This window comes from Chitinophaga sp. CF118 (genome assembly GCF_900112615.1).
In the GTDB taxonomy this organism is placed as follows: domain Bacteria; phylum Bacteroidota; class Bacteroidia; order Chitinophagales; family Chitinophagaceae; genus Chitinophaga.
Genome location: NZ_FOMK01000002.1, coordinates 294,297 through 319,838 on the forward strand (window position 1 = coordinate 294,297; position 25,542 = coordinate 319,838).

Here is a 25,542-nt window from a genome sequence, read left to right on the forward strand (position 1 = left end):
CAGGAACAGCTGTTATATTTTGCAACTATCCGGCCAACAAAAAAGGGATCCCGGCATAATGCCAGGATCCCCTGCGAATATTCTGCATCCCTTTCCGGGTAAATGCCCGGAAGAGCGCTTAGTATCTCTTTTTGTAAGCTGGTTTTGCTCTGCCACCGGAACCGCTTCTTTCACCGCTACCACTGCTTTCCCAGCGCTTGCGACCTTCTTCACGCGGACGGCCACTGCCTGATCCACCAGGACCACCAGATCTTGGACGTTTATCACCATCCTGAGACATTTCTATACGTACGCTGCGGCCATTATATTCTGCTTTTTTGAAAACCTGCTGAAATTGTTCTACAACATCGTTTTCTACTTCAAAGAAAGAATACACACCTTTCAGATCTATACGACCGATCTTATTGCCACGTACACCGCTTGTATCGCAGAGGTAACGTAACATATCGCCACGGGTGAAGTCATCTACAGAACCCAGGTTGATAAACAAACGGGTAAATTTACCGTTGCTTCTGCTGCCGCGATCAACGCCGGTTGCACCACCATCCAGGGAACGTCTTTCTTCCTTCACATTCAGATCAGGAGCATCCTGGTAGTATTCCAGGAATTCATTGAATTCCAGGGATGCGAAACGCTTAATGATTTCTTCTTTGCTCATTTCAGCAAATTGTTCATATATGCGTTCCAGATATGGTTCGATCTGTTCTTCGTTTACTGTTACGTTATGTACTTTATGTACAAGTCCGAACAATTGTTTTTCGCACACTGCAAAACCATCAGGTACGTCAGTCTTCACAAACTTCTTACCTAATACTCTTTCAATCTGACGGATCTTTCCGATATCACGGCCACTGATGATGGCGATAGAGATACCTGACTTACCTGCACGACCGGTACGACCGCTACGGTGTGTGTAGTTCTCAACGTCATCAGGCAGTTCGTAGTTGATAACGTGTGTTACATTGTCCACGTCAATACCACGGGCAGCAACGTCAGTTGCAACCAGTACCTGCAAAGATCTGTCACGGAAACGTTTCATTACCTTATCACGCTGTTGCTGGGTGAGGTCACCATGTAATGCATCTGCATTATAGCCATCGCGGATCAGGGATTCAGAAATTTCCTGTGATTCTATTTTAGTACGGGTAAATACGATACCAAAGATATCGGGGTTGAAATCCACGATACGTTTCAGCGCAGCATATTTCTCACGCGGACGAACCACATAATATTCATGCTCGATGTTTACGTTACCACTGTTTTTGTTACCTACAGTCAGCTCAAAAGGATCTTTCATGTATTTCTGAGCAATACGACGAACTTCCTGTGGCATTGTTGCAGAGAACAACCAGGTGGTTTTGGTATCCGGAGTGTTGGATAATATATTGTTGATGTCTTCCTGGAATCCCATGTTCAGCATTTCATCTGCCTCATCCAGAATGGCATAGCGTACATTGGTAAAGTTAACTGCCTTACGCTCTATAATGTCCAGTAAACGGCCGGGAGTAGCAATAACAATATGCACACCTCTTTTCAGATCGCGCAACTGCTGTACAATGCTGGATCCACCGTAAACGGCTACTACACTTACTTCACCCAGATGTTTACTGAAATTCTTCAGGTCATTGGTGATCTGTAAGCACAATTCCCTTGTAGGGCACAATATCAACCCCTGAGGGTGACGTTGCTTCAAATCTATCTGTTGTAATAACGGCAGGCCAAAAGCTGCTGTTTTACCGGTGCCCGTCTGGGCCAGACCTACAAAGTCTCTGTCACCGCCTAATAATACCGGGATTGCTTTCTCCTGTATCGGTGTAGGTGCAATAAATCCAAGGTCCTGGATTCCTTTTAAAAGTGGCTCTTGTAAGCCTAATGTTTCAAATGTAATCATTGATTTGCTTTAATCAGGCTCCGTCGGGAGCCGTTGTATAAGTCAGCCGAATTAGCTGATTAAATTCTTCTTGTTTAAATTAATTCCCCTTCCAGGTCATAATCGAATGCCTTAGTGATCTTTACTGTCACAAACTCTCCCGGTTTCAGGCGTTTGGTAGTATTTATGATCACTTCATTATCCACCTCTACAGAGTCAAACTCCGTACGGGCCAGATAACGGCCGGATTCTTTCTTGTCTACAATCACCCTCAGCACCTGTCCGATTTTTTCCTGGTTCTTTTCCAGGGAAATTTCCTGCTGTACTTCCATGATATCCTGTGCCCTGCGCTCTTTCTCTTCTGCAGGAATATCATCTGCCATGTCGTAAGCAGAGGTGCCTTCTTCGTGACTATATGTAAATACTCCTACCCTGTCAAAACGCATTTTCACCAGGAAGGCCTTCATTTCTTCCACATCTTCCAGCGTTTCTCCCGGAAAACCGGTGATCAGCGTGGTACGCAAACAAATGCCCGGTACCTTTTCCCTGATGGCTGTTACCAGATCTTCCATCTCCGCACGGGTGATCTGGCGTTTCATGGCTTTCAGCATATTGTCTGCCGCATGCTGTAAAGGCATATCAATGTAATTACAGATGTTCGGAAACTCTTTCATTACATCCAGGATCTCCATCGGAAACTTATGCGGATAAGCATAATGTAAACGGATCCATTCCAACCCCTTAATACCTGCCAATGCACGCATCAGTTCCGGAAGGCGACGCTCTTTATAAAGATCCAGACCGTAATAGGTCAGCTCCTGTGCAATCAGCATAATTTCCTTCACACCTGAATTCACCAGCTTTTCAGCTTCTGCTACCAGGTGTTCAATAGGTCTTGATACATGTTTACCACGCATCAGAGGGATGGCACAAAATGAGCAGGTACGATTACAGCCTTCGGCTATTTTCAGGTAAGCATAGTGTGTAGGGGTACTGAGCAAACGCTCTCCTATCAGTTCTGCTTTGTAATCAGCATCAAATTGCTTCAGGATCAATGGTAATTCCATTGTACCAAACCAGGCATCCACACCGGGAATCTCTGCTTCCAGATCTCCACGGTAACGCTCACTCAAACAACCGGTTACATACACCTTATCCAGGCGGCCACGTTGTTTCAGTTCTACCTGGTCTAATATAGTATTGATTGATTCCTCTTTAGCCTTGTCGATAAAGCCACATGTATTGACAACTACGATGTTATGGTCCTTACGGCCACTTTCGTGCACTACGTCTATATCATTGGCAAGCAACTGTCCGCTGAGCACTTCAGAATCCACCATGTTCTTGGAACATCCCAGCGTAATTATATTAACCTTATCTTTCTTTAAAGTTTTTGTCTTCAAGCGCGATTTTTTTTACTGGCAAACCAGCCTTGGGCTTATTTGCTTACCGCCACGAAGACATCCAGACACGAACGAAGAGAACAGCAGACTTACTGTTTAGTGACTATGAGCCTTAGTGGGGGTTATTGGTTTTAAGAAATGCAAAGGTAACTAATTAATTACGAAATGTCAATTACCAATTAAAATTCGGTCGGCCCTCCTTTTTGCTACCCTCCTTTTATAATGGTACCACCACTCCGGAGCCAGCTTTATCAGCAGATTATTCATTCCCCGCAACCCTACCAGGTGGTATAAACCATTGAGTTTCCCGGACAAAGTATGATCCAGCGCCCGCAGGCTCATGGCAAAACCGCTGTCAAGATATTCCATATGGTGCCAATAACCGGCAGGCATAAACATGGTATCTCCATGCTCCAGGATGGTCGTGTACCCTTTTGCTAAATCCAGGGCCGGAAACTCATCCGTATCCAGCCGCTCACTCCAGTTCACAAAACTGGCAGCGCTTTCTACTGTTAAAGGCATCCGGTATATGTAGGGTGATTGCTGATTATCAAACAGTAATACCCTTTTCCGGCCAATAAACTGTGTATGAAAAATATGCGAGAGGTCAATATCGTAATGCATATGTGCCACTGAACCAGCCCCGCCTACAAACAGCATTGGGTACTTTTTCATGAACCTTGACGAATATTCATCCGGCCAGATAATATCTTCCGCTATCTGTGGAGCATGCTGGAAGATATTAAAAAGAAAGATCCGCAATTGTACAGGCCCCTGTTTCACCATATCGAGATAGTCTCCAAATGGAATGTATGCATCTGCACCATTCACCAAAGTTTTAGCACCAGCCCTGGTATTATTATACAAGCCTACCGTTTGCTGACCCACCACTGACTTAAAATAGTCCCAGGTCCATTTTTCGTAAGCCGGCCAGTTTTTGCTTAGTCCGGTAATTATAACGGGTTTACGTGTATCATAATAGTTCTTCTTAAATGCTTCAGGGGTAATGTTCTCAACTCTGTCAATGGAGGTAATCTGCATAATAACGCATTGTTTAAGGAGTCGGTGAAACAATTAGTGAATAAACGGAGTGTTACAATAAATGTGCCGCTGGCCTAAGGGATAACAGTCAAAAATAAAAAAGGTTCGGGCAAAATGCCCGAACCAAATATATGAGTATACCTTGTAAGATATATGAAAATCAAATGTTTACATGATAAAGATGTGCATGTCAATCATTCATGCTAAACAGGGAATCTACAAACTCTACTTTATTGAATACCTGTAAATCTTCCATGCGTTCTCCGATGCCGATATACTTTACCGGTATTTTGAACTGGTTAGCAATGGCCAGCACAACCCCACCTTTTGCGGTACCATCCAATTTGGTGATAGCCAGGGCCGTTACATCGGTAGTCGCCGTAAAATGACGGGCCTGTTCCAGTGCATTCTGCCCGGTTGAGCCATCTAATACCAGTAATACCTCATGTGGTGCTTCGGGGATCACCTTCTTCATTACACGCTTAATCTTGCTCAGCTCTTCCATCAGGTGGGCTTTATTATGTAAGCGACCAGCAGTATCAATGATGATCACATCCACATTACGGGCAAGTCCGCTCTGTACTGTATCAAAAGCAACTGCTCCGGGATCGGATCCCATTTGCTGCTTTACAATTGGAACACCTACACGCTCACTCCAGATGGTCAGCTGATCGACTGCAGCTGCGCGGAAAGTATCTGCCGCACCCAGTAATACACTTTTACCAGCCTTCTTGAAGTTATAAGCCAGTTTTCCAATAGTGGTAGTTTTACCTACACCATTCACCCCTACCACCATTATTACATAAGGCTTTTTATCGGCCGGTATATCAAAATCACGGAAACCACTATCCGGAGCGTCTACCAGTAATGCCGCAATTTCTTCTTGCAGCATCTTATTCAACTCGCTCGTTCCCAGATACTTATCTTTCGCTACTCTCTTTTCTATCCGGTCAATGATCTGTACGGTAGTATCAACGCCTACGTCTGCAGACACCAGTGCTTCTTCCACGCTGTCCAGCACTTCAGTATCCACGGTGGACTTACCAGCTATGGCTCGTCCTATTTTTGTAAGGAAGTTTTCTTTAGTTTTTTGTAACCCCTGATCCAGGCTTTCTTTCTTTTCCCTTGAAAATAATTTATTGAAAAAACTCATGGTCTTTTATTTTGAGTCTATAGTCCTATAGGGGGCTATAGTACAATTTCCGAGCGTCAAGTTAACGAATTTACAGTACAACTCGCACGTTGCGAGCATTATGAGGTCTTATTATATCCTACTGAAAGTCAACTTGGTTCCAACTTACTACCAACACAAAAAGCTGTCCATTAAAGGACAGCTTTTATAGTATTATTAGTAAAGCCTAATTACTTTTGGTTAATGTGCTCCTGAACTTTATCCTTGTGCACGATAGCCTCTTTAAAGGTATAAGCACCAGATTTAGGAGAACGTACCGCTCTGATCACTTTAGTCCACACTTTCGCTTCAGCAGCAGCTTTCGCATCTTTCTTGATCGCGGTTTTTGCTTGTTTTGCCATTGTTTTATTGTTTTATGGTTTCATGGCTGTATGGAACAATAGCTGCATAAACAACCATCTTACCATACAACAACTCAACGACTTATTTAATCTCTTTATGAACAGTTACTTTCCTCATTATAGGATTGAACTTCTTAAGCTCCAGACGTTCAGGAGTATTCTTTTTGTTCTTGGTGCTGATATAACGGGAAGTACCAGCCAGACCAGAAGTCTTATGCTCTGTACATTCCAATATCACTTGCACCCGGTTGCCTTTTTTTGCCATTGTCTATACAAATTAAAGTGAATGCTTATAATTAGATGTTTTGACCAGCTGCACGCAAGTCTTTAACTACTGCATACAAACCATTCTTGTTGATAGTTCTTAAACCATCAGCAGATACTTTCAAAGAAATCCAACGATCTTCTTCCGCCAGGAAAAAGCGTTTTTTCTGCAGATTAGGCAGAAATCTCCTGTTAGTCTTAATGTTGGAGAAGGAAACATGGTGACCCGTGATCGGCTTCTTTCCTGTCACCTGACATACTCTTGCCATGATACTAAATTTTGGACTGCAAAAGTCGCTTTTAATTATTGATTTAACAAATAATTGCAGTCGCTTTTTATTAACAATAACCCAATGTGTAAATCTATGGACGGTAAGTATTATTCCAAATGCTTGATCTTCATCTAATTAAGACAGTTACCTGCTATTTTAAATTGAGATATCCACATCCTTCATTATTGTCACCATTCACACAAAAAGGTGGTTTACTTTACAAAAGTACAACCAAACTTCTTAATACTGCGCCTAATCTTACAGCTTCCAGAATTCTTTGTTGCTCAGTACCATGTTTTAACAGCGCTTCCTCATGAGAGGTTACACACATTTCACAACCATTCAGGGCGGATACGGTCAGGCTTACCAGTTCGAAGAACTCCTTACCCAGTACCGGATTAGCCATAATGCTCATGCGGATGCCGGCAGGGGTTGCTGTGTAGAATTCCTTGTTCACGAAGTGACGGAAACGATAGTACACATTATTTGCATTCATCAAAGAAGTACAGCTGATAATTTCAGCGATATCTTTGGCGGTTGCTCCTTCCTCAGTAGCCAGCTTTTCAAATGAAGCCTGCAGCTCTACATGTTTCTCATTCACAGCTACTGCCAGTCCCAACAGGTAAGCTTCCTTTTTCGATAAGGTAGTGGCTGTAAGGGAGTTGGTTACATTTATCTTAAGATCCTTCAGGTAACGGGCATCTGTATCTGCCAGGCTGCGTAAGCGTGTGGAAAGCTGTGCTTCTGTTAATCCTACTACCTGTAATAACTGAATAGCTGTATCCTGATTTGTTGTTGCGAACATATATAATTGATTTAAAAGAAAAGGTCCATAGTCCGTATATCCATTTACATGGACTATCGACTATGGACCCGGAATAAATTTAGCCAACAAGTGTAGCTTCGCCTTTCACCCAGTTGCAAGGGCACAGCTCATCTGTCTGCAGCGCATCCAGTACACGTAATACTTCTTTAACGTTACGGCCTACATTCAGGTCGTATAAAGATACCCAACGTACAATACCCTGTGGATCTACGATGTAAGTAGCACGGTAAGCAACTTTCTCGCCTTCTGACAAAATACCCAGTTCAGTAGCCAGGGATTTGGAAGTATCAGCCAGCATCGGGAAATGCAGACCACGCAGATCAGCATGATCTCTTCTCCATGCAGCATGTACAAACTCACTGTCGGTAGAAGCTCCTATCAGGATAGAATCGCGATCTACGAAATCCTGGTAATGATTGTTGAATTCAGCAATCTCAGTAGGACAAACAAAAGTGAAGTCCTTAGGCCACCAGAACATTACTACCCATTTGCCGGAAGCTTTTAATTCTTCAGATGACAATTCGTAAAACTCCTTACCTTTCTCGATAGATATTACTGCCGTTTTCTTAAACTCAGGAAACTCCGAGCCTACAGATAAAATTACATTTCTCATAATTCGTATGTCAATTTTTGATTTATTGTGTCTTATGTCCTTAATTCGGACGCAAAGGTCATGGTCAATCGTCTATTAATCAAATAGATTTTTTCCACACATCTATTGAAAAACTCTATATAGCCCCAAAATGTTTACGGGACAGCTATTTAGGCCTGTTTTCACCCCTCAGGCCAGGAGGATAATATAATCTTAACATTTTTTCACTAAATCCGTAACAATTTGGCACGTTATTTAGTTATATAGACATATCCGTTACTTTTAAAATGATGAGAAAATGAAATTAAAAAATGTACTACTGGTGGTGTTAACAATTGGAATTGCTTTAATTCCCTTCATTAAAAATGCTGTGAGCAAAGAAGATGAATTCGATGCAACACAGGATCTTTTCATTTAATGTATAGTTAGTGGCTGACCAATGTAATTGTAAAAAATATCTCGTGCATACTCTTCCTGGAAAAGGAAGCAGGCTTGCTGTTGCCCACACTATTCCAATTTAGTTATCTTCTGATATTGAGAATCCCCTTCTCATTTCAATAAAATTCACTCTTCTTAACATTCATATAAAAAACAGGACCAACCTGAAAGTTGGTCCCTGAAGTACATATATTGTAGAAACTGCTCAACGGTTCATGTAACATTGTTGATCAGATCCTTAAAGCTCCTGATACCCAACATCTTCACTGTGGTAAACCCTTCTGCATAAGCCACCCCTACCATCTTACCCATTGTCTTATCCCGGTTGATTACACCATCAAAAAACGCGGGTGAAGAAATATAGGTCTGTGGTTCATTGTCTGCCGCCGGTGCCAGAAATTGTGTTTTAAAGCATTTTATAGCCTCTTTTTTGCGTTCAATCACATCAGTGATATCAACTACAAAATCCGGCTCTACGTACTTCTCCTGTAGAAAATGGAACACCTGAGAAGGACGCCATGCTTCCTGTGGCTGCCCATCAAGGGTAGTTTCAATCTTTCTCAGTCCGGATAACCAGCAGCTATCTGCAATCAGCCGGGCTGCCCTTCCATGATCCGGGTGCCGGTCCTCGAATGCATTTGCCAGCACAATATCCGGCCGGTATTTCCGGATTGCAGTAATCAGGGCCAGTTGCTCTGCCTTTTCATTCCTGAAAAAGCCATCAGCTATGCCCAGATTCTCACGTACCGACAGTCCCATTACGGCCGCAGACGCCGCCGCTTCCTCTTCCCTTGTCTCAGCAGTGCCACGGGTTCCTAATTCACCACGTGTAAGATCTAATACCCCTACTTTCATTCCCTGCGCAGCATGTACCATCAGGGTACCTGCACAGGCCAGCTCTACATCATCGGGATGAGCTGCTATTGCCAGTATATCTAATTTCATTGGAAACTTCCTCTCTTTTGGTGGAGTGCAAAGATAAAGGGCATTGATGAACACACCAACCCTTACCGGGAACGGATCACTACCCCTGCCAGCTTGTCATTTACTTTATACTGCTTTTTCAGGAGTTTAGGGTCTATAATGGTTATATCAGCAATATTCTTCCTTTCCAGGGCCGCCAGCATCGGCTCTATACTATTGGTAAGCAAAGCGCCATCCAGGATATACTGAAAACTGCTGTCACTTCCATATTGCTTTAAAGTGGCTGCATAAGCGGGAGATAACTCACCAAACATTTTATTATAACGTTTACGCGCAAATGGCTTGGTTTCAATATAGATCACCCCATTCGCTGCCCTTGCACCATAACGTTCCTGTAACTTCTTTCCTTTTACCACATTAATCAGGGCAATCCTGTCCGGACTCAATCCTGCCATTCCTCCATCGGTTTCCACACTATCCAAAAAGAAAAGGGTGCTATCCTGTGACGGATTCATTGTTAAATATCCCTGGCCATCCTGTGCGCTACAGGTGAAAACTGCTAAAATAAAACACGAAAAAATAATTCTGAATTGCATCTCTAAAGTTACTTAAAAGCATACTTTTAAGTAACGAAAAATAAATCGGCTGAAAGGCCCTCTGCATAAGGCTTAGAAGAGAGATAAAGCATATATAAAGCATAAATGAAGCATATATAAAGCATAGATGAAGCATACTTCTTGGGATATGCTTTGTATATGCTTTACTTATACAATACTTTTGTTTTACATCTGTTATGTAAACCAGGCTAGTGGCCATTCAAGATCTTCTTTATTGATTTTCAATCAATAAAGAGTTATTTAATACTGAAAGATGAGGTGAAAGTTGTCCGTATTAGTTTTTGGAGAAATGAAGTGTCAGCCAGTTTATTCATTAAAAAACAGGCACAAAAAAAGGCTTCACAGGAAGCCTTTTGCTAAATTATTTCAGATGGTGCTTTAATTAATTATAGTACTGCCCTGGAGCCCCGGTACATTTCAATTTCCTGAACAATGGCCTCAATATCCTTATCCTCATCCCTGTCATATTCACTTTTCAGGTTACCGCCAAAGAAGAACGCAACGGTTTGCCATACACGGGCAGAAAATCCTCCTTTCAGTTCTTTTATGATCTCATAACAATTCTCCCCTGTTTCCCTGTTAATGAGCTTCATTAAGACTTTTCCCTGGTATACCGAGAGGTTTTCCAGTTTATCCCCGAACTGGGCTTTCATTTGTTTCTCTATGGTAGAAAGATATGCCTTACGCTCTCTTTTATCATGGATGGTAGCCAGGCGGCTATTCACATCTTTCAGAATCCTGGCGGCTGCTTTTGCATAAGGGTAAGTTACATATACTGCATTCCTTAACCGCGTCCATTGCTCCCGCTGTTTACGGAACTTTTTGGGTAACTTATCAACCACCTCTACCAGTCTCAGCGTTATAGAAGGAATAGTATCGCCATCCATTACAATAGCGCTCACCGGGATGCTGTCCGCCCCATGACGGGTCTGGGCCCTGCTCTCTGCACAACACAGAACGCATAACACTAAAGTAAGCAAGGAAATAGCAGTTACAAGACGGTGCATAATTCTTAAAATATTCCTAAACCTTTCATAATACTATGCTAAAGTTAAGGTTTTTATAATTATAGAACGATGCTATAGCATTGCAGGTTACAGAGGCTACTGTTTTGCTCCCAGGCTCAGCTTTTCTTCAGCAAAAGCATCAATTGCTTTTTCTACAGCGGGAATATCTTTGGCAACAAAGTAACATCCCAAAACATGTGCCCCTGCTCCTGGTATGGCAATGGCTTCTTTCAGACTGTCTGGCGTACCCAGTTCTTTTTCCATCCAGAGAATAGCTGAAACTTTTACCGTAGGATCCTGGTGCTCAGGGTCCTTATAATAATAGAGGTTCAGGACTGGTTGTTTTACTTTCCTGAAAGTAGAAGGCTCCATTGTCGTTTCTACAAGACTTTGCAGTTCTCCTATCGCTTCCAGCCTGTATCTTTTATTCCAGTATTTACTTCTTTCCTCACTGAAAGTCTTTGCTTCCATGTATTTGCCATTCATCACCATCCTGGTGATATTTAAGCCCCAGGGATTGTTGGCCAGGAAAATCATGTTATTATTAATCGCAATGTTCGGCGACATATTAATAATGGCGAAGATATCGTTCGGATAGGTAGCTGCCAGTTTCAGTGCCAGGGTACCACCGGTGGAGGTGGTCATCAGGATTACTTTTTCTCCCAGTGACTTCCCGATAGCCAGGGCCTCTTTGGCATCTTCCCATAAACCTCTTGCAGTCATCGTCAGCAATGGATCGCTGGTATCTATTCCATGCCCATCCAGGCGTGACAGAAAGAGATTACAGCCATAACGCCGTGCAAAATCCTTGTGAACAGGATCTCCCTCCTCCTGACTGGCGGAAAATCCATGCAGGTACACCACGCTGTATTTCGTTTTACGGGGAACAGAGTCGTACCATACAATCCGGGCTTCATTATCTGGCTTCAGGCGATGCCGGGCTTCTTTACTGGTAATATACTTCTCCAGTGCCCCCGCCTCCTGCGGAACTGCAGGAAGGATAGGATCATATACTGGAGATGCAGGACGCGGTCCCAGGTAATATATTATTACCAGTATTGAAATAATAATCAGGGAAATGCGGAGCCATTTGCGCTTCATAGGGTGTGTATTCGTTCCTTACGGAACACGTTATTGTCAGGCTGTCTTCCTCTTTAACGCTTTCACTTTTTGATAAATACTCATCAGGAATCCCACAATCATTATCAAAGTACCTATCCACAACACATTAATGAACGGGAAAACCAGTGCTTTCATTACAATATAGTCCTTAAAAGTGGCAGATTCTTTCACTTCCAGCTCTATTTTATTGTCTTTAGGCAATATTTTGCTGAAACGCACATATAATGACAACGGAGCTACGGTATCGGGAATATTATACTGGAAACTGCTATCCCGGATAAAATACACCGGTTCTATGCTGTATTTCTCATTGTTCTTGGTAAATACTTTCAGTTTTGCTCCTACTGCCAGGTCGCCCGGTTCTCCTTTATAATTAGGATTCTTTGGCTGTGGCTCCAATGACTCCAGAACGATCAGTCCGTTAGAGAAGAAAATGGAATCTCCTGGTTTTACCTCATGCGGCGTGTACTGAGCAGTATCACTGCCATCATCCTTCATAGGTACGGCCGTGATATAAGTGAAGATATCTTTTGTGAGATAGTGTTTAGAGTCCGGATTGGGTGTTAGTCCCTGTTCGCCCCTATTACTCAAGAACGCATCGGGATGCAGCGTAAACTGCTCTGTAATCTTACCCGTAGCCGGTTCCCTGCGCTCATATCTTACCAGGTAATAAGTCTTGGCATCGTTATCGGCCAGTGAATCTCCCGCATAAGTAATATGATAATCTCCCATCTGAACAGGGAAATTCCTTGGTAACATCAGGTTCTCACGGGAATTTTCTTTACTGTCTTTGCCAAAGAAGCCACCGTCCAGCATCTTCATACGGTCGATCGAGATTACTTCTTTTTTGGCGGAAGTGATCAGGATTCCCAGCAGCACCAGTCCAAAGCCAACATGCGCTACAGAAGCTCCTGCTACTTTCAGCTTTCCTTTATGGCCAATAAAAATATATGATACATTCGCGATAACAGCATACACACTGGCAAACAGCATCAGGTAAATAGCAACAAGGAAGCCGGCGCCATATACATCATAGTCGATTTTACCCAACCAGCCTATTAAAGCGGTAGCTACCAGACTGATAATAGTAGGAACAGCCAGTTTTTTTGTCAGCTCCCCTCTGGGTGTATCCTTAAATCTCAGATATTGCACGGTAGCAGTCAGCAGGCCCAATACAATAGCAATCCAGATCTGGATCTTATTATAATGGAACATCCCATCGGCCGGAGGAGCAAGATCCTGCATCTTAAATAAAGATTTGATTCCTAATCCTGTCAGCAGTTTATTCCATACCGGAATAGAAGTCGTGAACAGGATCTGGATAGCCGCTACCAGCAGAATCAGTGCGCCGATAAACAGCCAGAATTCGCGGGAGTAAGTACTCTCTTCCTTTACAATAGAAGGAATCTGTTTTCTGCGTATAATCAGCAGCGCAAAAGCCGGAAGGGCAAATACTGCCATGTATAACAGTAGCTGTACATCCATCCCGGAAGCAGTAAAGGAATGTACAGAAGTATCTCCCAAAACACCACTACGGGTGAGATAGGTAGAATACAGAATAAGAATAAAAGATATAAAGAAGAAGAAGAAAGTAGATTTTAATGCATGACCGGTTGATCTGTAAGCCAGCAGAGTATGAATACCTGCTATCAGCGTAAGCCAGGGAACCAGGGAACCATTTTCAACAGGATCCCATGTCCAGTAACCGCCAAAAGTCAGTGACTCGTAAGCCCATGCTGCCCCCATCATAATACCTGTACCCAGCATCATACCGGAGAACAGTGACCATGGCAATGCCAGTTTTGTCCATTCCTTATATTCCTTTGTCCACAAAGCGGCAAAGGCAAAAGCAAAAGGTACAATCGTAGAGGCAAAACCAAGGAATACTACCGGCGGATGAATCACCATCCAGTAGTTTTGCAGGGAAAGGTTCAATCCATTACCATCTTTCACGAAGGTGAGGTAATCCGGACGGGATACCCATGGAAGGCCCTGATTTTCTTCTGCAAAACGCAGCAGCAGGAAAGGATTGCTACCCACCTTATAACCCAGGATGTAAATACCAATCAGCATGCTGGCCAGGAACACCTGTCCGAAAGACATTACCGCCAATACAGGCGCTTCCATCTTTTTAGCTGTACGCATCAGTACCAGACCCAGCACACTCTGCCAGATAGACCATAAAAGGAAACTACCTTCCTGGTCGGCCCAAAGGCTGGAAAGCAGGTAACTTACCGGCAAACTGCGGGACGAGTTACGCCATACGTATTTGTATTCAAAGTAATGATTGTAAAGAGCCATGTACAAACAGAAGAACACGCCTAAAATAGCGGCCGATTGTATCACGAAAGCCCAGCGGGCCAGTCTTTTCCAGGAAAGCTGCAAAGCTTCCTCTTTCGTCTGTACTGTTATGAAATAACTTACAGCCGCAACCATAGATGCCACAAATGCCAGCACCGCAAAAAAATGACCTAATTGTCCGGGTAATAAATGTTCCCCTATGTATGTTGTTTCCAATACAAAATCACTAATAAGTTAAAATATGGGGGTAAATGGATGGCAGGTTATACCTTGTTGGCTGTTACCACCTGGTCGTTCTTATATTTAGAAGGACACTTCATCAGGATCTTACTGCACTTAAATTCTCCATTCCCGGCCATTTTACCAGTCAGCACCACGCTCTCAGCCTTTTCGAAGTCAGTAGGTTTGGTACCCTGGAATATAACACGACGGGTTTCTCCCGTTTTATCTTTTACGTAGAAGCTGAACAGGTTTGCATCCTTTATGGGATCGTAGTGCATTACCTTTGTTGTATCCAGTTGTCCGATAATCTGGAATTCCTTTCCTTCTTTCTGTCGTGCCGTAGCAAATGTTTCATAGGTACTGAAATCGCCAGCCACTGTAACAACTACTCCTATGGCAATGGCAATCAACACCAGCAAAACAATGTTAGATTTCTTCATGTGGTAAATATATTAAGCTTCCCTTTTTTTCAGATTAATCTTTCGCTGCGCAAAATTAACTCAAAATGGCCTTCGGAAGTCTTTTTTTACATAAAAGGAAACATGATTTTTATCATCCTCCGGGTAACGGCCTCTTGCGAAACCCGAAATACAAGGTGCAGAACCTATAAAGTACTATCTTTGCCGCCAAAATATTTTATAGAACAACAATATCATGGCTGATTTATCTCAATTCGATCCCAATTCGGTAAGCCTGGTATCCAATAATGTTTTTGGTTTACCTTTTTGTGAGGATGACGCGGCATTGGTACTGTTGCCGGTTCCCTGGGAAGTAACTGTTTCCTATACCCACGGTACGGCAAGAGGCCCTGAACAGATTTACAGAGCCTCCCTTCAGGTAGACCTGTACGATGCAGATGTAAAAGATGGCTGGAAAAGCGGCTTTTATATGCGGCACCCTGATAAGCAAATGCTGTTACGCAGTGATTATCTCCGGAAAGAAGCTGAATTATACCTCCGGTTCCTGACGGAAGGAGGAAATCTCTCTGAAAACGAATTTCTGAAGAAAACGCTGGTAGATGTAAATACGGGTACCAAGCTGATGAACGAATGGGTGTACGGTCAGACTATATCTTTATTAAATAGGGGTAAACTTGTAGGACTGGTAGGTGGAGATCACAGCACTCCCCTGGGATTCTTCAGAGCCATTGGTGAGAAAAAAGGTGATTTTGGTATTTTACAGATAGATGCCCATTGCGACCTCCGCAATGGATATGAAGGCTTCCAGTATTCCCATGCCTCCATTATGTATAATGCACTGAATGAAGTATCCCAACTGAAAAAGCTGGTACAGATAGGTGTCCGGGATTATTGTGAAGAAGAACTGGACTATGTGCAGAACAGTAACGGAAAAGTGGTAACTTTCTTTGATAAAGATTTGAAAACCAGGCAGTATGAGGGAGACTCCTGGTGTACCATCTGTGATGATATTATAGCAGCCCTGCCGGAACAGGTATATATCAGCTTTGATATTGACGGACTGGATCCAAAACTATGTCCCCGTACAGGTACCCCGGTACCCGGTGGCTTTGAAACTGAACAACTCTATTACCTGTTCAGAAAAGTAATAGACAGTGGTCGCAAACTCATCGGGTTCGATCTGAATGAGGTAAGTACTTCCCACGATGAGTGGGATGCCAATGTAGGCGCAAGAGTACTTTTTAAACTATGTAACCTGCTTGTATATTCAAATAAATAATGAAACAGTACAAATTACGGATTCTTCACCCGAACACCCTTACACGTCTGCGGTTACAACCGGTAATGCATATGCTGGTTGGCATATTGTTCCTGCTGAATGGAATAGGCATTTATAAAAGCCTGGCGCCGAACTGGAGCATGACCATCTTTTTCTTCCTGCTGGGATTGGCCAGTATTATGTTCCCTTTCATTATGAAAAGGTTCAGTAACATTCAGGCGGCCAACAGCCTCACCCGGATGGTACAGGCCTTTACCTGCTTTACGGGATGCCTGTATTTTTTAAGTCACCTGGAACCGATGATAGGCTTACTGTTACTGCTTACCGGTATTGCAACCGCCTATATCGGATGGGCCGAATATAAAATATTCCAGCCCTCCTTTGCCAGGATAGATACAATGGGCATTACCCTTCCTACCACTTTTTCAGAGCGCCTGATTGGCTGGAACCAACTGAATAACGTAATTTTGCGCGACGACCTGCTGACACTTGACTTTAAGAATAACAAAATTATGCAACTTGAAGTACTGGATGAAACGGGAGTAGTAACCGCAGAAGAAATGAATACATTCTTCAAAAGCAGGCTCTGATAACATAAAACGAACAACTCATTTTGAAACAGTCTCCATACATATTATACTCGGACGGGAAAGGCAATATTTTCGAAGATCTGACGATGCATACCACTGGCCGTAGTGGCTGGGATGCATGGCCGATAGATCCGGATGAATGGATAGAACTGCCGGAAGGCGGCTCTCTGTATGAATTACCCGGTCGTCGTGGTATTGGTTTGAATGCCCTTACGGGTGAAATGGAACTGTGTGATAAAGGATGGGCTGTAGCGGCTTTCATTCCCCCTGCACATACAGGATTCTACCTGGCAGCTTACGAAACGATGCCGGATGCGCCTACCCTGCCCCTTTTCTGCTATACAGCAGTAGGATGGCTGGATGGTAAATTCTATGTACCTGCAACCCGTATTGAAGCAGATATCCGTCAGGAATGTGCCGGCTTTGACGATAAAAAAGTAAAACAGGGAGTAAAAACATTAGTAGAGGCTTACCCGCATAACCGCCTGGTACAACACCTGGCAGACAATTGCGCACTGACTTACCACTGTCCTGCTGCCCGTAACTATTTTATGGGTCGCTGGGAATGTCCGATCCCTTCTTCACCCGCCTGTAATGCCAACTGTATAGGTTGCATTTCTTTCCAGCCGGAAGAAGAAACGATTGTATCCACACAAGATCGCCTGCGCTTTAAACCTACTGCACACGAGATTGTGGAATATACCGTACCTCATCTTGAAACCGCACCTTTCCCTATCGTAAGCTTCGGACAAGGTTGTGAAGGTGAGCCACTGCTTATGTGGGAAACCATCCGTGAATCTATCATTGAAATACGTAAGCATACTTCTAAAGGCAGTATCAATATCAATACAAACGGTAGTAAACCTGATGCAGTAAGAGAGCTTTGTAAAGCAGGACTGAACAGCATTCGCGTAAGTACCAACTCTGCCCGTGAAAAAATTTATACACCTTATTACAGACCTAATAACTACACTTTCGATGATATCGTGGAAAGCCTGAAAGTAGTACGTGAATTTGGCGGATGGACTTCCATCAACTACTTCGTATTTCCCGGCATCACGGATAGTGCAGAAGAATATGAAGCATTGCGCAAACTGATCCGCGATACAGATTTGAATATGATCCAGTGGCGTAATTTTAATATCGATCCTGACTGGTATATGGGACGTATGGGAATAACTGATCCTGGAGAATGCCTGGGTGTAAAACAGTTGCAGGAACTGATCCTGGAAGAATTTCCTCACCTGAAATATGGTTATTTCAATCCACCGATAGAAAGGATTAAAGGAGATTATTCACAAGACTTTGCACATTTTTAATTCAGTATATTACTTCTTTTAATAAACATCGATCCCCATCGGCTTTGCTGATGGGGATCGATGTTTATATGATTTTCCTATTGGTTTCATTTTGCTTTTAGCTGGCCCTCTGTAAGTTTCTTATACAACATATAAAATCCGGCTCCCGTAGCAATACAGGTACCGGCAGTGATATACCACCAGATAGTAAATCCATAATGTTCTACCATATAACCTCCCAGTGACGGAGCTACGATTGTACAAATTGAATACGCAATAGTATATAACGCCGCATATTGTCCGCGGTTATGTTCTCCGCTCCTGCTGATAGAGAAAGAAGTCATAAAAGGAATGCTGAACATTTCCCCTACCGTGAATAAAAGTATAAAGATTATTGAAGGTGCAAGTATACCTGGCAACAAATTGAAACTAACGAAAGAAAGTCCTCCAAGTATTACTCCGAAAATAATAAACTGCATGCCATGTTTCCGTCCTTCCAACTGATAAATCAACACCATTTCTATAAGAGCAATAATCAGCCCGTTTGTTCCTATCGTTATACCAATATGCGCTTCATTCATATGCAGTATGCTGGCCATGTAAAGCGGAACCATTGTAGACAACTGGAAAAAACCGATCGCAAATACAGTCACCAATCCAATGAAAGCCAGATAAAGTCCATCCTTATATACGCTGCTGCTGTCCTTTATTTTTATAGCAGCTTCTTTCTTTTCTTCTTTTGATTTCCTCACGGGAGGCAGAAAAAACCGCATGATAAGTATGGCTATAATACTGGTACAACCATCTGCCCAGAACAATAAGTCATAACTGTAACTGGCCAGGATTCCACCCAAAGCCGGTCCTACAGACCATCCAAGATTTACAGCCAGTCTGGCCAGGGAATAAGAGCGGGTACGGTTTTCAATGCTGCTGTAATGTACAATAGCCGCCGAGTTAGCCGGTCTGAAAGCCTCTCCCACACAGCTCAGCACAAAAATACAGACGCTGATCTGCACTAATGTTTGCATCTGCCCCAGTAAGATTAATAAAAATCCCTGCAGGAGTAAACTCCAGAACTGCACACTGTAAAAACCTATCCTGTCGGACAACCGGCCTCCTGCAAACGCACCAATCACAGAACCTACGCCGAAACAAGCCATTACAAAACCCGCCTGTTCCACGCTGAAGTGAAGGCGTTGAGTAAGATATACCGTCATAAACGGTATCACCATAGCTCCGCTACGATTTATTAATAATACTACCGATAACAACCATATAGACGGCGATAGTCCGGAATAGGCTTTTTTATAGAGAGCTAACAAGAGATTAATTTTTAAGATCACAAATGTAAAGAAATTTCGATCTGTTGTTCTCTGATCTCATACATTAAAAAATTAATCTTATTTTTGGAGTATGCAGAATAAAGAGAACAATACCGATAAACATATAAAAGCAGTGGGGGTTACCATTGCCGTACACGCTTTGGTGTTAGTAGTACTGTTCCTTGTAGCGTTCACTGCACCGCCCCCATTACCGGATCAGGATCTGGGTATGGAAGTGAATTTAGGTACTTCTGATGAAGGGATGGGTGATGAACAACCACTCAATCCCAATCCTCCCAGCAGTGGTGCAGCCAGTGCTTCCACACCGCAAACGGAGCCTGCAGCAGCGAAAGACAATTCTCCTCAGCAGGATATTGCTACCCAGGATGAAGAAGATGCACCTGAAGTTACCAAGCCAACAAAACCTGTTGAGCCCCCCAAAGAATTTCCAAAGAATATAGATACCAAACCGGCAAAGACGCCTAAAAAAACGTCTGAGAATCCGCCTGCACCAGTACCTCCTGCACCAAAGCCAAAAGCGGTTTTCACGGGAGGAACTTCCAGCAATAGTGCCAGTGGTAACAGTGCAAACGGTTCTAATACTTCTACCGGAGAAGGTAATACAGGTAAGCCTGGTGACCGTGGTCAGATTAATGGTGATCCTAACGCCGGTGGTTATAACGGCAGTGGTTTAGGTGGTGGCAAATCTGATTTCCGCCTGAACGGACGTTCCCTGTTAAGTCGTCCTTCACTCACTTACGACGGAGATGAATCCGGTTATATCGCTGTTAATATTAAAGTTGACAGACAAGGAAACGTAATTGAAGCAACACATTCCCTGAGAGGTTCCACTCTCAATAATTCCCGCCTGATAGAAATCGCTAAAAAGGCTGCCAGAGAGCTTAAATACAGTGTAAACGCCGACGCTCCCGAAGTGCAGTATGCACTCATTAGATTTTATTTTAAAGTCCAATAATATATATTAAATATATTACAATATATTTGCACAGGAAAAGGTTCACGCCTTTTCCTGTTTTCTTTTGTAGCGTCTGCCAATATCTGGCATAATTTTGCGTTATAAGGGGGAGAAACCGAATTGCCAACTAAATAGAGTTATGCTTTTTAGAGAAATGCTTTTAAGAACCACAGGATGCCTGTGTATTATTACCATGTCTTTACTGCTAACCAACAAAGCGCAGGCACAATTGCCCTTTGGAGGATATTCCAACAGCAACTATGCCGGTATTCACGGCGTTCCTTCCAATCCTGCATCTGCAGCAGCCACCCATTATAAATGGGATGTGAATATTGGTGGTGTGAATGCATACATTGGTAATACATACGTACGTGCTCCCCGCTCAGTTATTTTACATCCGCCGGATTCAGCATCGCAATTGAAACGTAACAGGGATTATTTTCTGGACACTGCTGCTACAGGGAAACAGTTTGCCTGGGGAAATGTGGACGTAATGATGCCATCTGTATTGTACTCCATTGACGAATTTCGATCAATTGCTTTCACCTGGAGAGTACGTGCAAATGCGAATGGCGGAAATGTAACGACAGACGTTGCCAATTTCTTTGGTCTCGACTTTCCAAATCCGAACCTGGTAGGTAAGAATTATGATATGGAACTGGCTAATGGCAGCTTCCACTGGTGGAATGAATTTGGCTTTACTTACGCCTCTGTGATCAAGGATGATGGTGAGCATCGCCTCAAAGGGGGTGTTACCCTTAAACTGTTGTCCGGTATTGCGGCCGGCTATGCACAGGTAGAAGGTGCAAGCTTTGTTATGCGCTCCAGAACCGATGCGGATATTACCCGCGGTACGCTTAAAGCAGCCTACAGCGAAGGTATCAACAACTGGGAAAAGCCAACGATGAGCAACTATAAAATGTTCGGTAACCTTGGCTTTGGTATGGACCTGGGCTTTGTATACGAATGGAGGGAAGAAATGGACGGATTACAGGGATATGATAATGATCAGTGGAATCCGGAGGCAGATGATTATAAAATGCGCTTAGGCATTTCTATCACAGACCTGGGAGGAATCACCTACAAAAAGAATCCTAACAGTAAAGACTTAGACCTCCGTACCACAGGTATTGATCCCAGGGATATTGAAAAAAACAAAGGTGAAGGCTGGCAACAATACTACCGCCGCGTAAGCAATTATTTTACGCCTATTGCCTCTAGTGATAAATTTACCATGAATACGCCGGCTGCACTGAACATCATGTTTGATTATAATGTGGATGGTCGCATCTTTGTGAATGCAAAAAGTGTAATGGCATTAACTTCTGGTAAATCAGATCCTAGCAAAACGTACGCGATGACACAATTGCAGGTTACGCCACGCATAGATGGCCAACACTTTGGGGCCTACCTGCCGCTGGAAATAAATGCACATGGCCAGTTTGATGCTGGTGTGGGTTTCCGTGCCGGACCACTGGTTATTGGCTCCTCTACCCTCTTATCCAACCTGTTCCAGAAAAACAAGAACCGGATGGATGGATTTATTGCACTGCGCATCGTTCCTATCAACTTCGGTAAAACCAAACTGGGCTGTCCTGCTGCACAGTTCTAAGAAATTTATATACAATAAAAGAGGGCGTATCATTTTCTTGATGCGCCCTCTTTGTTTATATGCAATAAATACACTACTTCTGCCTGTTCTGTTTCTTAATTTAACCTGGGAATAAGATTTTATTACGATTGTTAATGATCAATAAATACACTGCATCTGCCTGTTCTGTTTCTTAATTTAACCTGGGAATAAGATTTTAGATTTGATCTTTAATATACTTTACCTAAGCATCACGGCAGATAAGGTGCATTTATTGATCATTAACAATCTTTCTCCCCCTTTTTAGTTCAACTCCCTGTAGTTTTTTTCTGAAAGTCTATATCTAATTGTTATATAGTTGTAACCCTTCTGTCTGGCTATGTTATTTATGCCCACTGCTCATGTAGATTCATGGACAAGATATAGTTCATTTCGCAGGTTAAAATGACAACAGCTCTTTGGGGGCAGTAATAAAAAAACTTAAACATGGCCGATGCTGCGTTCGTTGAAATGGTTACAGGTCATTTGGGACAGCCCGATTTTCTCCCTTATATTTGTTCTGCATTCAAAGTATATGGACTATCAACAAACGCTGGACTACCTGTACGAGCGATTACCCATGTTTACCCGCGTGGGTGCTGCTGCTTTCAGAAAAGACCTTCACAATACCATCGAATTATGTGAACGGCTGGGCAACCCTCAGCATAAGTTCAAATCAATACATATTGCCGGTACTAATGGTAAAGGCTCTACCAGCCATATGCTGGCAGCTATTTTCCAGCAGGCGGGTTATAAAACGGGATTATACACCTCTCCTCACCTGACAGATTTCCGCGAACGGATAAGAATAAACGGAGAGATGGTACCCACCACTTTTGTGACGGAATTCGTGCAACAAATGCAGCCTTCCATAGAGGCGCTGGACCCTTCCTTTTTCGAACTTACCGTAGCAATGGCTTTCCAGTATTTTGCACTGGAACAGGTCGATATCGCTATCATAGAAGTGGGACTGGGAGGACGACTGGACAGTACCAACATCATTACCCCCGAGCTGTCTGTGATCACTAACATCAGCTACGATCATATGAATATACTCGGTAATACCCTGCCGGAAATTGCAACAGAAAAAGCAGGGATTATCAAAGCAGGAATTCCGGTAGTGATATCCCAAACACAATCTGAAATAGCCGAAATTTTCAGGGAGAAAGCAGCATCCCTTCATGCACCCATTCACTTCGCTGACCAGGAATGGCTTATGCAGGAAAATGAATTAACTGCCGGTCATCTGAAACTGGGCTTCCTTCCACATAAAGGAGGTGAAATGAAACGCCTTACGCTGGATCTCTACGGACAATACCAGATCAAGAATATCATGGGGGTACTGAGTGCCGTAAAGGTATTACAGCAGGGCGATTGGAAATTACCAGATGCAGTTGTGGCAGAGGCACTCTCACACGTGAAGAAGATTACAGGACTGCGGGGCCGCTGGGATATTATTGATAAAAAACCGCTTACCATTCTCGATGTAGGTCATAATGAAGCAGGCATCACAGAAATTGTGGAGCAGCTACGCCATATGGTATATCGGCATCTGCATATAGTAACGGGCTTTGTAAAGGATAAAGAAGTTGATAAAGTATTGTCTATTCTTCCATCTTCTGCAACCTATTACTTTTGTAAATCACAGATTCCACGGGCGCTTGATGAAAAAATTCTCGCTGAAATGGCTGGTACCAAAGGATTACGGGGACATACCTATTCTTCCGTGCAGCAGGCTTTCATGACCGCGAAACAAAATGCCCATGAAGAAGATGTGGTGCTGGTATGCGGAAGTTTCTTTATAGTAGCAGAAGTAATGTAATTCCTGATTTTTTTCTAAGGAGGATAGATCAAAAATAAATAAAGGGCTTGAAGTCGCTTAAACAGCTATCGTCTCCATCAGGGATTTGAAATAAAACCTATATGAACGGGTTCACAAATGAGTATGAAAGTCTCTAAATTATGATGGGTTGATAATACCTGTGGAAGTAAAATCGTTCACAAATGAGTATGAAAGTCCCTAAATTATGATCGGTTGATAATACCTGTGGAGGTAAAATCGTTCACAAATGAAAGTTTCTGAATTATGGTGGATTGATAATACCTGTGGAGGTAAAATCGTTCACAAATGAAAGTTTCTGAATTATGATGGGTTGATAATACCTGTGGAGGTAAAATCGTTCACAAATGAGTATGAAAGTTTCTAAATCCGGGCAGAAAACGTTGTGTTAACCTGTTTTTAAAATCAACTGATTTACAATCATTTGGAATATATTTTCAGAAAAAAGAGGGTGTACTTCACTTACGTTGAAGTACACCCTCTTTTTATATTTCATTATGAATATTATTTTCTGTACAACCAGTTACTAAGTCTTTAAAAATGAATAATTCATAAATAGAATTAAGGACTAAGTTGCCGACTAAAATCAAGGGGGCGTCCCCTCGATGGATTAATCACTAGAGGATCTGCAATTCTTTTAGTTTCAGCAATGAATAAAACAGGCAGGTGACATGCAGGCTTTGCAACAGCTGATTATCTTTCAGCAATTGTTCCACATCTTCCATTTCCATCAGTACAACTTCTATTTCTTCATTATCATCCAGGTGCTGTTCCTGTATTTTTTTTCCACCTGTTGCCAGGAACATATGAGTGAGGTTATTACTGGAAGCAGGATTAGGTGCTACAGCCCCAAGAGGAATCAGCTTATCGAAAGCGTAACCTGTCTCTTCCAGAAGTTCTCTCTGCATCGCAAATTCCGGTGAAGGATCTGTTTTATCCATTGTTCCACCCGGAATTTCCAGGATTGTTTTACCCAGTCCGTGACGGTACTGCCTTATCATGATCACACGGCCATCATCTGCAATAGCCACACAGTTTACCCAATCAGCATATTCCAGCACATAGTAGGGTTCAACAATCTTTCCCTTTGGAGTGATACATTTATCCCGGCGGGCTGTTAACCAATTATCTCTGAAAAGGTATTCCGAATCAAGTGTTTTCCAATCTAATGATGACATATTTTCCAGTTTGATGAAGTATTACCAGTTGTTACGTTCCTTTAACTTTTCGATATGTGCTACATGGTGTCTGCCATGCCAGGCATAGGTGCCGGCAGCGACTCTCAGCGAAGATGTTTTATTATTGGCAGGATGGGTAAACGTACGTTCCCAGGCAACTTCCGGCAAATGATCAAGCAAATTTACCCAGCGTGTATGCAATGCATGCAGTAAGGTGATGGATATATTAATAGGTGTGTTTGCCACATCCGGCAATTCTGCCCATAATTGTTCTTCGTAAGGTTTGATGGTTGGATTTACTTCTGTCAGTGCCAGTTTAAAGCGTGTATAGGCATTCATGTGACTGTCAGCAATATGATGTACCAACTGGATAACAGTCCAGCCATCGGGCCGGTAAGGTGTTTCCAGTTGATGGCTGTCCAGGTTCTGTACTGCCAATTCTACCAGCGTAGGTAAATATCGAATATCGTTGATATAATTTTTCAGTTGCGCAGCTGAAATATTTTCAGGTGCAGAGAAGCGTCCAATCGGATATTTTAGTTGTTCCAGGTCCATATGATTAATTTTCTCTAAGTTCT

At 42.9% G+C, this 25,542-nt stretch carries 24 protein-coding genes; 6 read left to right on the forward strand and 18 right to left on the reverse strand.

Going from position 1 to position 25,542, the window contains the following annotated elements; all coding sequences use genetic code 11:
- Nucleotides 1-118: 118 nt before the first annotated feature.
- From BM176_RS09450 to BM176_RS09520, 15 genes are all read right to left on the reverse strand, one after another.
- Complete coding sequence (locus BM176_RS09450; protein WP_090102179.1) at nt 119-1,891, reverse strand: DEAD/DEAH box helicase; 1,773 nt, start codon at nt 1,889-1,891, stop codon at nt 119-121.
- Nucleotides 1,892-1,965: 74 nt separating this feature from the next.
- Nucleotides 1,966-3,273, reverse strand: a complete 1,308-nt coding sequence (rimO, locus tag BM176_RS09455) for a 30S ribosomal protein S12 methylthiotransferase RimO (protein WP_090102181.1) — start codon at nt 3,271-3,273, stop codon at nt 1,966-1,968.
- A gap of 168 nt (nt 3,274-3,441) precedes the next feature.
- On the reverse strand, nt 3,442-4,314 hold the full coding sequence (locus BM176_RS09460; RefSeq protein ID WP_090102183.1) for a cupin-like domain-containing protein: 873 nt from the start codon (nt 4,312-4,314) through the stop codon (nt 3,442-3,444).
- 190 nt (nt 4,315-4,504) lie between these two features.
- Nucleotides 4,505-5,467, reverse strand: a complete 963-nt coding sequence (gene ftsY / locus BM176_RS09465) for a signal recognition particle-docking protein FtsY (protein ID WP_090102185.1) — start codon at nt 5,465-5,467, stop codon at nt 4,505-4,507.
- A 209-nt stretch (nt 5,468-5,676) separates the two neighbouring features.
- A complete protein-coding gene (locus BM176_RS09470; RefSeq protein ID WP_090102187.1) occupies nt 5,677-5,847 on the reverse strand; it encodes a DUF4295 family protein in 171 nt (56 codons plus the stop codon).
- 82 nt (nt 5,848-5,929) lie between these two features.
- Complete coding sequence (gene rpmG / locus BM176_RS09475; protein ID WP_089784713.1) at nt 5,930-6,112, reverse strand: 50S ribosomal protein L33; 183 nt, start codon at nt 6,110-6,112, stop codon at nt 5,930-5,932.
- A 31-nt stretch (nt 6,113-6,143) separates the two neighbouring features.
- A complete protein-coding gene (gene rpmB / locus BM176_RS09480; protein WP_090102189.1) occupies nt 6,144-6,380 on the reverse strand; it encodes a 50S ribosomal protein L28 in 237 nt (78 codons plus the stop codon).
- Between the two features lie 220 nt (nt 6,381-6,600).
- Nucleotides 6,601-7,188, reverse strand: coding sequence for a carboxymuconolactone decarboxylase family protein (locus BM176_RS09485; RefSeq protein ID WP_090102191.1), 588 nt, complete (start codon nt 7,186-7,188; stop codon nt 6,601-6,603).
- Between the two features lie 79 nt (nt 7,189-7,267).
- The gene (locus BM176_RS09490; protein ID WP_090102193.1) at nt 7,268-7,822 is read right to left on the reverse strand and encodes a peroxiredoxin; all 555 of its coding nucleotides are present in this window, start codon (nt 7,820-7,822) and stop codon (nt 7,268-7,270) included.
- 630 nt (nt 7,823-8,452) lie between these two features.
- On the reverse strand, nt 8,453-9,184 hold the full coding sequence (gene bshB1, locus BM176_RS09495; RefSeq protein WP_090102195.1) for a bacillithiol biosynthesis deacetylase BshB1: 732 nt from the start codon (nt 9,182-9,184) through the stop codon (nt 8,453-8,455).
- 62 nt (nt 9,185-9,246) lie between these two features.
- Nucleotides 9,247-9,759 carry a SusC/RagA family TonB-linked outer membrane protein gene (locus tag BM176_RS09500; RefSeq protein WP_090102197.1) on the reverse strand — a complete coding sequence of 171 codons (513 nt, stop codon included), beginning with the start codon at nt 9,757-9,759 and terminating at the stop codon, nt 9,247-9,249.
- Nucleotides 9,760-10,166: 407 nt separating this feature from the next.
- A complete protein-coding gene (locus BM176_RS09505) occupies nt 10,167-10,787 on the reverse strand; it encodes a DUF4294 domain-containing protein (RefSeq protein ID WP_090102199.1) in 621 nt (206 codons plus the stop codon).
- Between the two features lie 96 nt (nt 10,788-10,883).
- A complete protein-coding gene (locus BM176_RS09510; RefSeq protein ID WP_090102201.1) occupies nt 10,884-11,888 on the reverse strand; it encodes an alpha/beta hydrolase in 1,005 nt (334 codons plus the stop codon).
- A 36-nt stretch (nt 11,889-11,924) separates the two neighbouring features.
- Nucleotides 11,925-14,426 (reverse strand): cytochrome c biogenesis protein CcsA, encoded by a 2,502-nt coding sequence (ccsA, locus tag BM176_RS09515; protein WP_255373482.1) that lies wholly within the window; start codon nt 14,424-14,426, stop codon nt 11,925-11,927.
- Nucleotides 14,427-14,473: 47 nt separating this feature from the next.
- Nucleotides 14,474-14,872, reverse strand: coding sequence for a cytochrome c maturation protein CcmE domain-containing protein (locus BM176_RS09520; RefSeq protein ID WP_090102203.1), 399 nt, complete (start codon nt 14,870-14,872; stop codon nt 14,474-14,476).
- Nucleotides 14,873-15,086: 214 nt separating this feature from the next.
- On the opposite strand from BM176_RS09520, the gene BM176_RS09525 reads away from it, so the two are divergent.
- Genes BM176_RS09525 through BM176_RS09535 form a run of 3 tightly spaced genes read left to right on the forward strand, consistent with a single transcriptional unit; the run spans nt 15,087 to nt 18,039 of the window.
- Nucleotides 15,087-16,130 carry an agmatinase family protein gene (locus BM176_RS09525; RefSeq protein ID WP_090102205.1) on the forward strand — a complete coding sequence of 348 codons (1,044 nt, stop codon included), beginning with the start codon at nt 15,087-15,089 and terminating at the stop codon, nt 16,128-16,130.
- Nucleotides 16,130-16,720 (forward strand): hypothetical protein, encoded by a 591-nt coding sequence (locus tag BM176_RS09530; RefSeq protein WP_090102207.1) that lies wholly within the window; start codon nt 16,130-16,132, stop codon nt 16,718-16,720. The genes BM176_RS09525 and BM176_RS09530 overlap by 1 nt, the downstream gene beginning before the upstream one ends.
- A 23-nt stretch (nt 16,721-16,743) precedes the next feature.
- Entirely contained in the window at nt 16,744-18,039 is a 1,296-nt protein-coding gene (locus BM176_RS09535) for a radical SAM family protein (RefSeq protein WP_090102209.1), read from the forward strand.
- Between the two features lie 86 nt (nt 18,040-18,125).
- Here the strand turns inward: BM176_RS09535 and BM176_RS09540 are convergent, their stop codons facing one another.
- Nucleotides 18,126-19,340: an MFS transporter gene (locus BM176_RS09540; protein ID WP_255373483.1), complete on the reverse strand. Its 1,215-nt coding sequence runs from the start codon at nt 19,338-19,340 to the stop codon at nt 18,126-18,128.
- A gap of 91 nt (nt 19,341-19,431) precedes the next feature.
- On the opposite strand from BM176_RS09540, the gene BM176_RS09545 reads away from it, so the two are divergent.
- From BM176_RS09545 to BM176_RS09555, 3 genes are all read left to right on the forward strand, one after another.
- Entirely contained in the window at nt 19,432-20,316 is an 885-nt protein-coding gene (locus tag BM176_RS09545; RefSeq protein WP_090102218.1) for a hypothetical protein, read from the forward strand.
- Nucleotides 20,317-20,455: 139 nt separating this feature from the next.
- Nucleotides 20,456-21,928, forward strand: a complete 1,473-nt coding sequence (locus tag BM176_RS09550; RefSeq protein WP_143097763.1) for a DUF5723 family protein — start codon at nt 20,456-20,458, stop codon at nt 21,926-21,928.
- 472 nt (nt 21,929-22,400) lie between these two features.
- The gene (locus tag BM176_RS09555; protein ID WP_255373484.1) at nt 22,401-23,768 is read left to right on the forward strand and encodes a bifunctional folylpolyglutamate synthase/dihydrofolate synthase; all 1,368 of its coding nucleotides are present in this window, start codon (nt 22,401-22,403) and stop codon (nt 23,766-23,768) included.
- A 635-nt stretch (nt 23,769-24,403) separates the two neighbouring features.
- On the opposite strand, the gene BM176_RS09560 is transcribed toward BM176_RS09555, so the two are convergent.
- Both BM176_RS09560 and BM176_RS09565 read right to left on the reverse strand, forming a co-directional pair.
- Entirely contained in the window at nt 24,404-24,964 is a 561-nt protein-coding gene (locus tag BM176_RS09560; RefSeq protein ID WP_090102224.1) for an NUDIX hydrolase, read from the reverse strand.
- Nucleotides 24,965-24,985: 21 nt separating this feature from the next.
- On the reverse strand, nt 24,986-25,519 hold the full coding sequence (locus BM176_RS09565; protein WP_090102226.1) for a YfiT family bacillithiol transferase: 534 nt from the start codon (nt 25,517-25,519) through the stop codon (nt 24,986-24,988).
- Nucleotides 25,520-25,542: the final 23 nt, after the last annotated feature.

Bases quoted from the DNA above. Each gene is read 5' to 3' on its own strand.
- rpmB (WP_090102189.1), bottom strand. From the start codon at position 6,380: ATGGCAAGAGTATGTCAGGTGACAGGAAAGAAGCCGATCACGGGTCAC.
- BM176_RS09545 (WP_090102218.1), top strand. From the start codon at position 19,432: ATGCAGAATAAAGAGAACAATACCGATAAACATATAAAAGCAGTGGGG.
- BM176_RS09470 (WP_090102187.1), bottom strand. From the start codon at position 5,847: ATGGCAAAACAAGCAAAAACCGCGATCAAGAAAGATGCGAAAGCTGCT.
- BM176_RS09485 (WP_090102191.1), bottom strand. From the start codon at position 7,188: ATGTTCGCAACAACAAATCAGGATACAGCTATTCAGTTATTACAGGTA.
- BM176_RS09525 (WP_090102205.1), top strand. From the start codon at position 15,087: ATGGCTGATTTATCTCAATTCGATCCCAATTCGGTAAGCCTGGTATCC.
- BM176_RS09565 (WP_090102226.1), bottom strand. From the start codon at position 25,519: ATGGACCTGGAACAACTAAAATATCCGATTGGACGCTTCTCTGCACCT.
- BM176_RS09460 (WP_090102183.1), bottom strand. From the start codon at position 4,314: ATGCAGATTACCTCCATTGACAGAGTTGAGAACATTACCCCTGAAGCA.
- BM176_RS09510 (WP_090102201.1), bottom strand. From the start codon at position 11,888: ATGAAGCGCAAATGGCTCCGCATTTCCCTGATTATTATTTCAATACTG.
- BM176_RS09560 (WP_090102224.1), bottom strand. From the start codon at position 24,964: ATGTCATCATTAGATTGGAAAACACTTGATTCGGAATACCTTTTCAGA.
- rpmG (WP_089784713.1), bottom strand. From the start codon at position 6,112: ATGGCAAAAAAAGGCAACCGGGTGCAAGTGATATTGGAATGTACAGAG.
- BM176_RS09490 (WP_090102193.1), bottom strand. From the start codon at position 7,822: ATGAGAAATGTAATTTTATCTGTAGGCTCGGAGTTTCCTGAGTTTAAG.
- BM176_RS09505 (WP_090102199.1), bottom strand. From the start codon at position 10,787: ATGCACCGTCTTGTAACTGCTATTTCCTTGCTTACTTTAGTGTTATGC.
- BM176_RS09530 (WP_090102207.1), top strand. From the start codon at position 16,130: ATGAAACAGTACAAATTACGGATTCTTCACCCGAACACCCTTACACGT.
- BM176_RS09520 (WP_090102203.1), bottom strand. From the start codon at position 14,872: ATGAAGAAATCTAACATTGTTTTGCTGGTGTTGATTGCCATTGCCATA.
- BM176_RS09550 (WP_143097763.1), top strand. From the start codon at position 20,456: ATGCTTTTTAGAGAAATGCTTTTAAGAACCACAGGATGCCTGTGTATT.
- BM176_RS09555 (WP_255373484.1), top strand. From the start codon at position 22,401: ATGCTGCGTTCGTTGAAATGGTTACAGGTCATTTGGGACAGCCCGATT.
- BM176_RS09500 (WP_090102197.1), bottom strand. From the start codon at position 9,759: ATGCAATTCAGAATTATTTTTTCGTGTTTTATTTTAGCAGTTTTCACC.
- BM176_RS09450 (WP_090102179.1), bottom strand. From the start codon at position 1,891: ATGATTACATTTGAAACATTAGGCTTACAAGAGCCACTTTTAAAAGGA.
- bshB1 (WP_090102195.1), bottom strand. From the start codon at position 9,184: ATGAAATTAGATATACTGGCAATAGCAGCTCATCCCGATGATGTAGAG.
- ftsY (WP_090102185.1), bottom strand. From the start codon at position 5,467: ATGAGTTTTTTCAATAAATTATTTTCAAGGGAAAAGAAAGAAAGCCTG.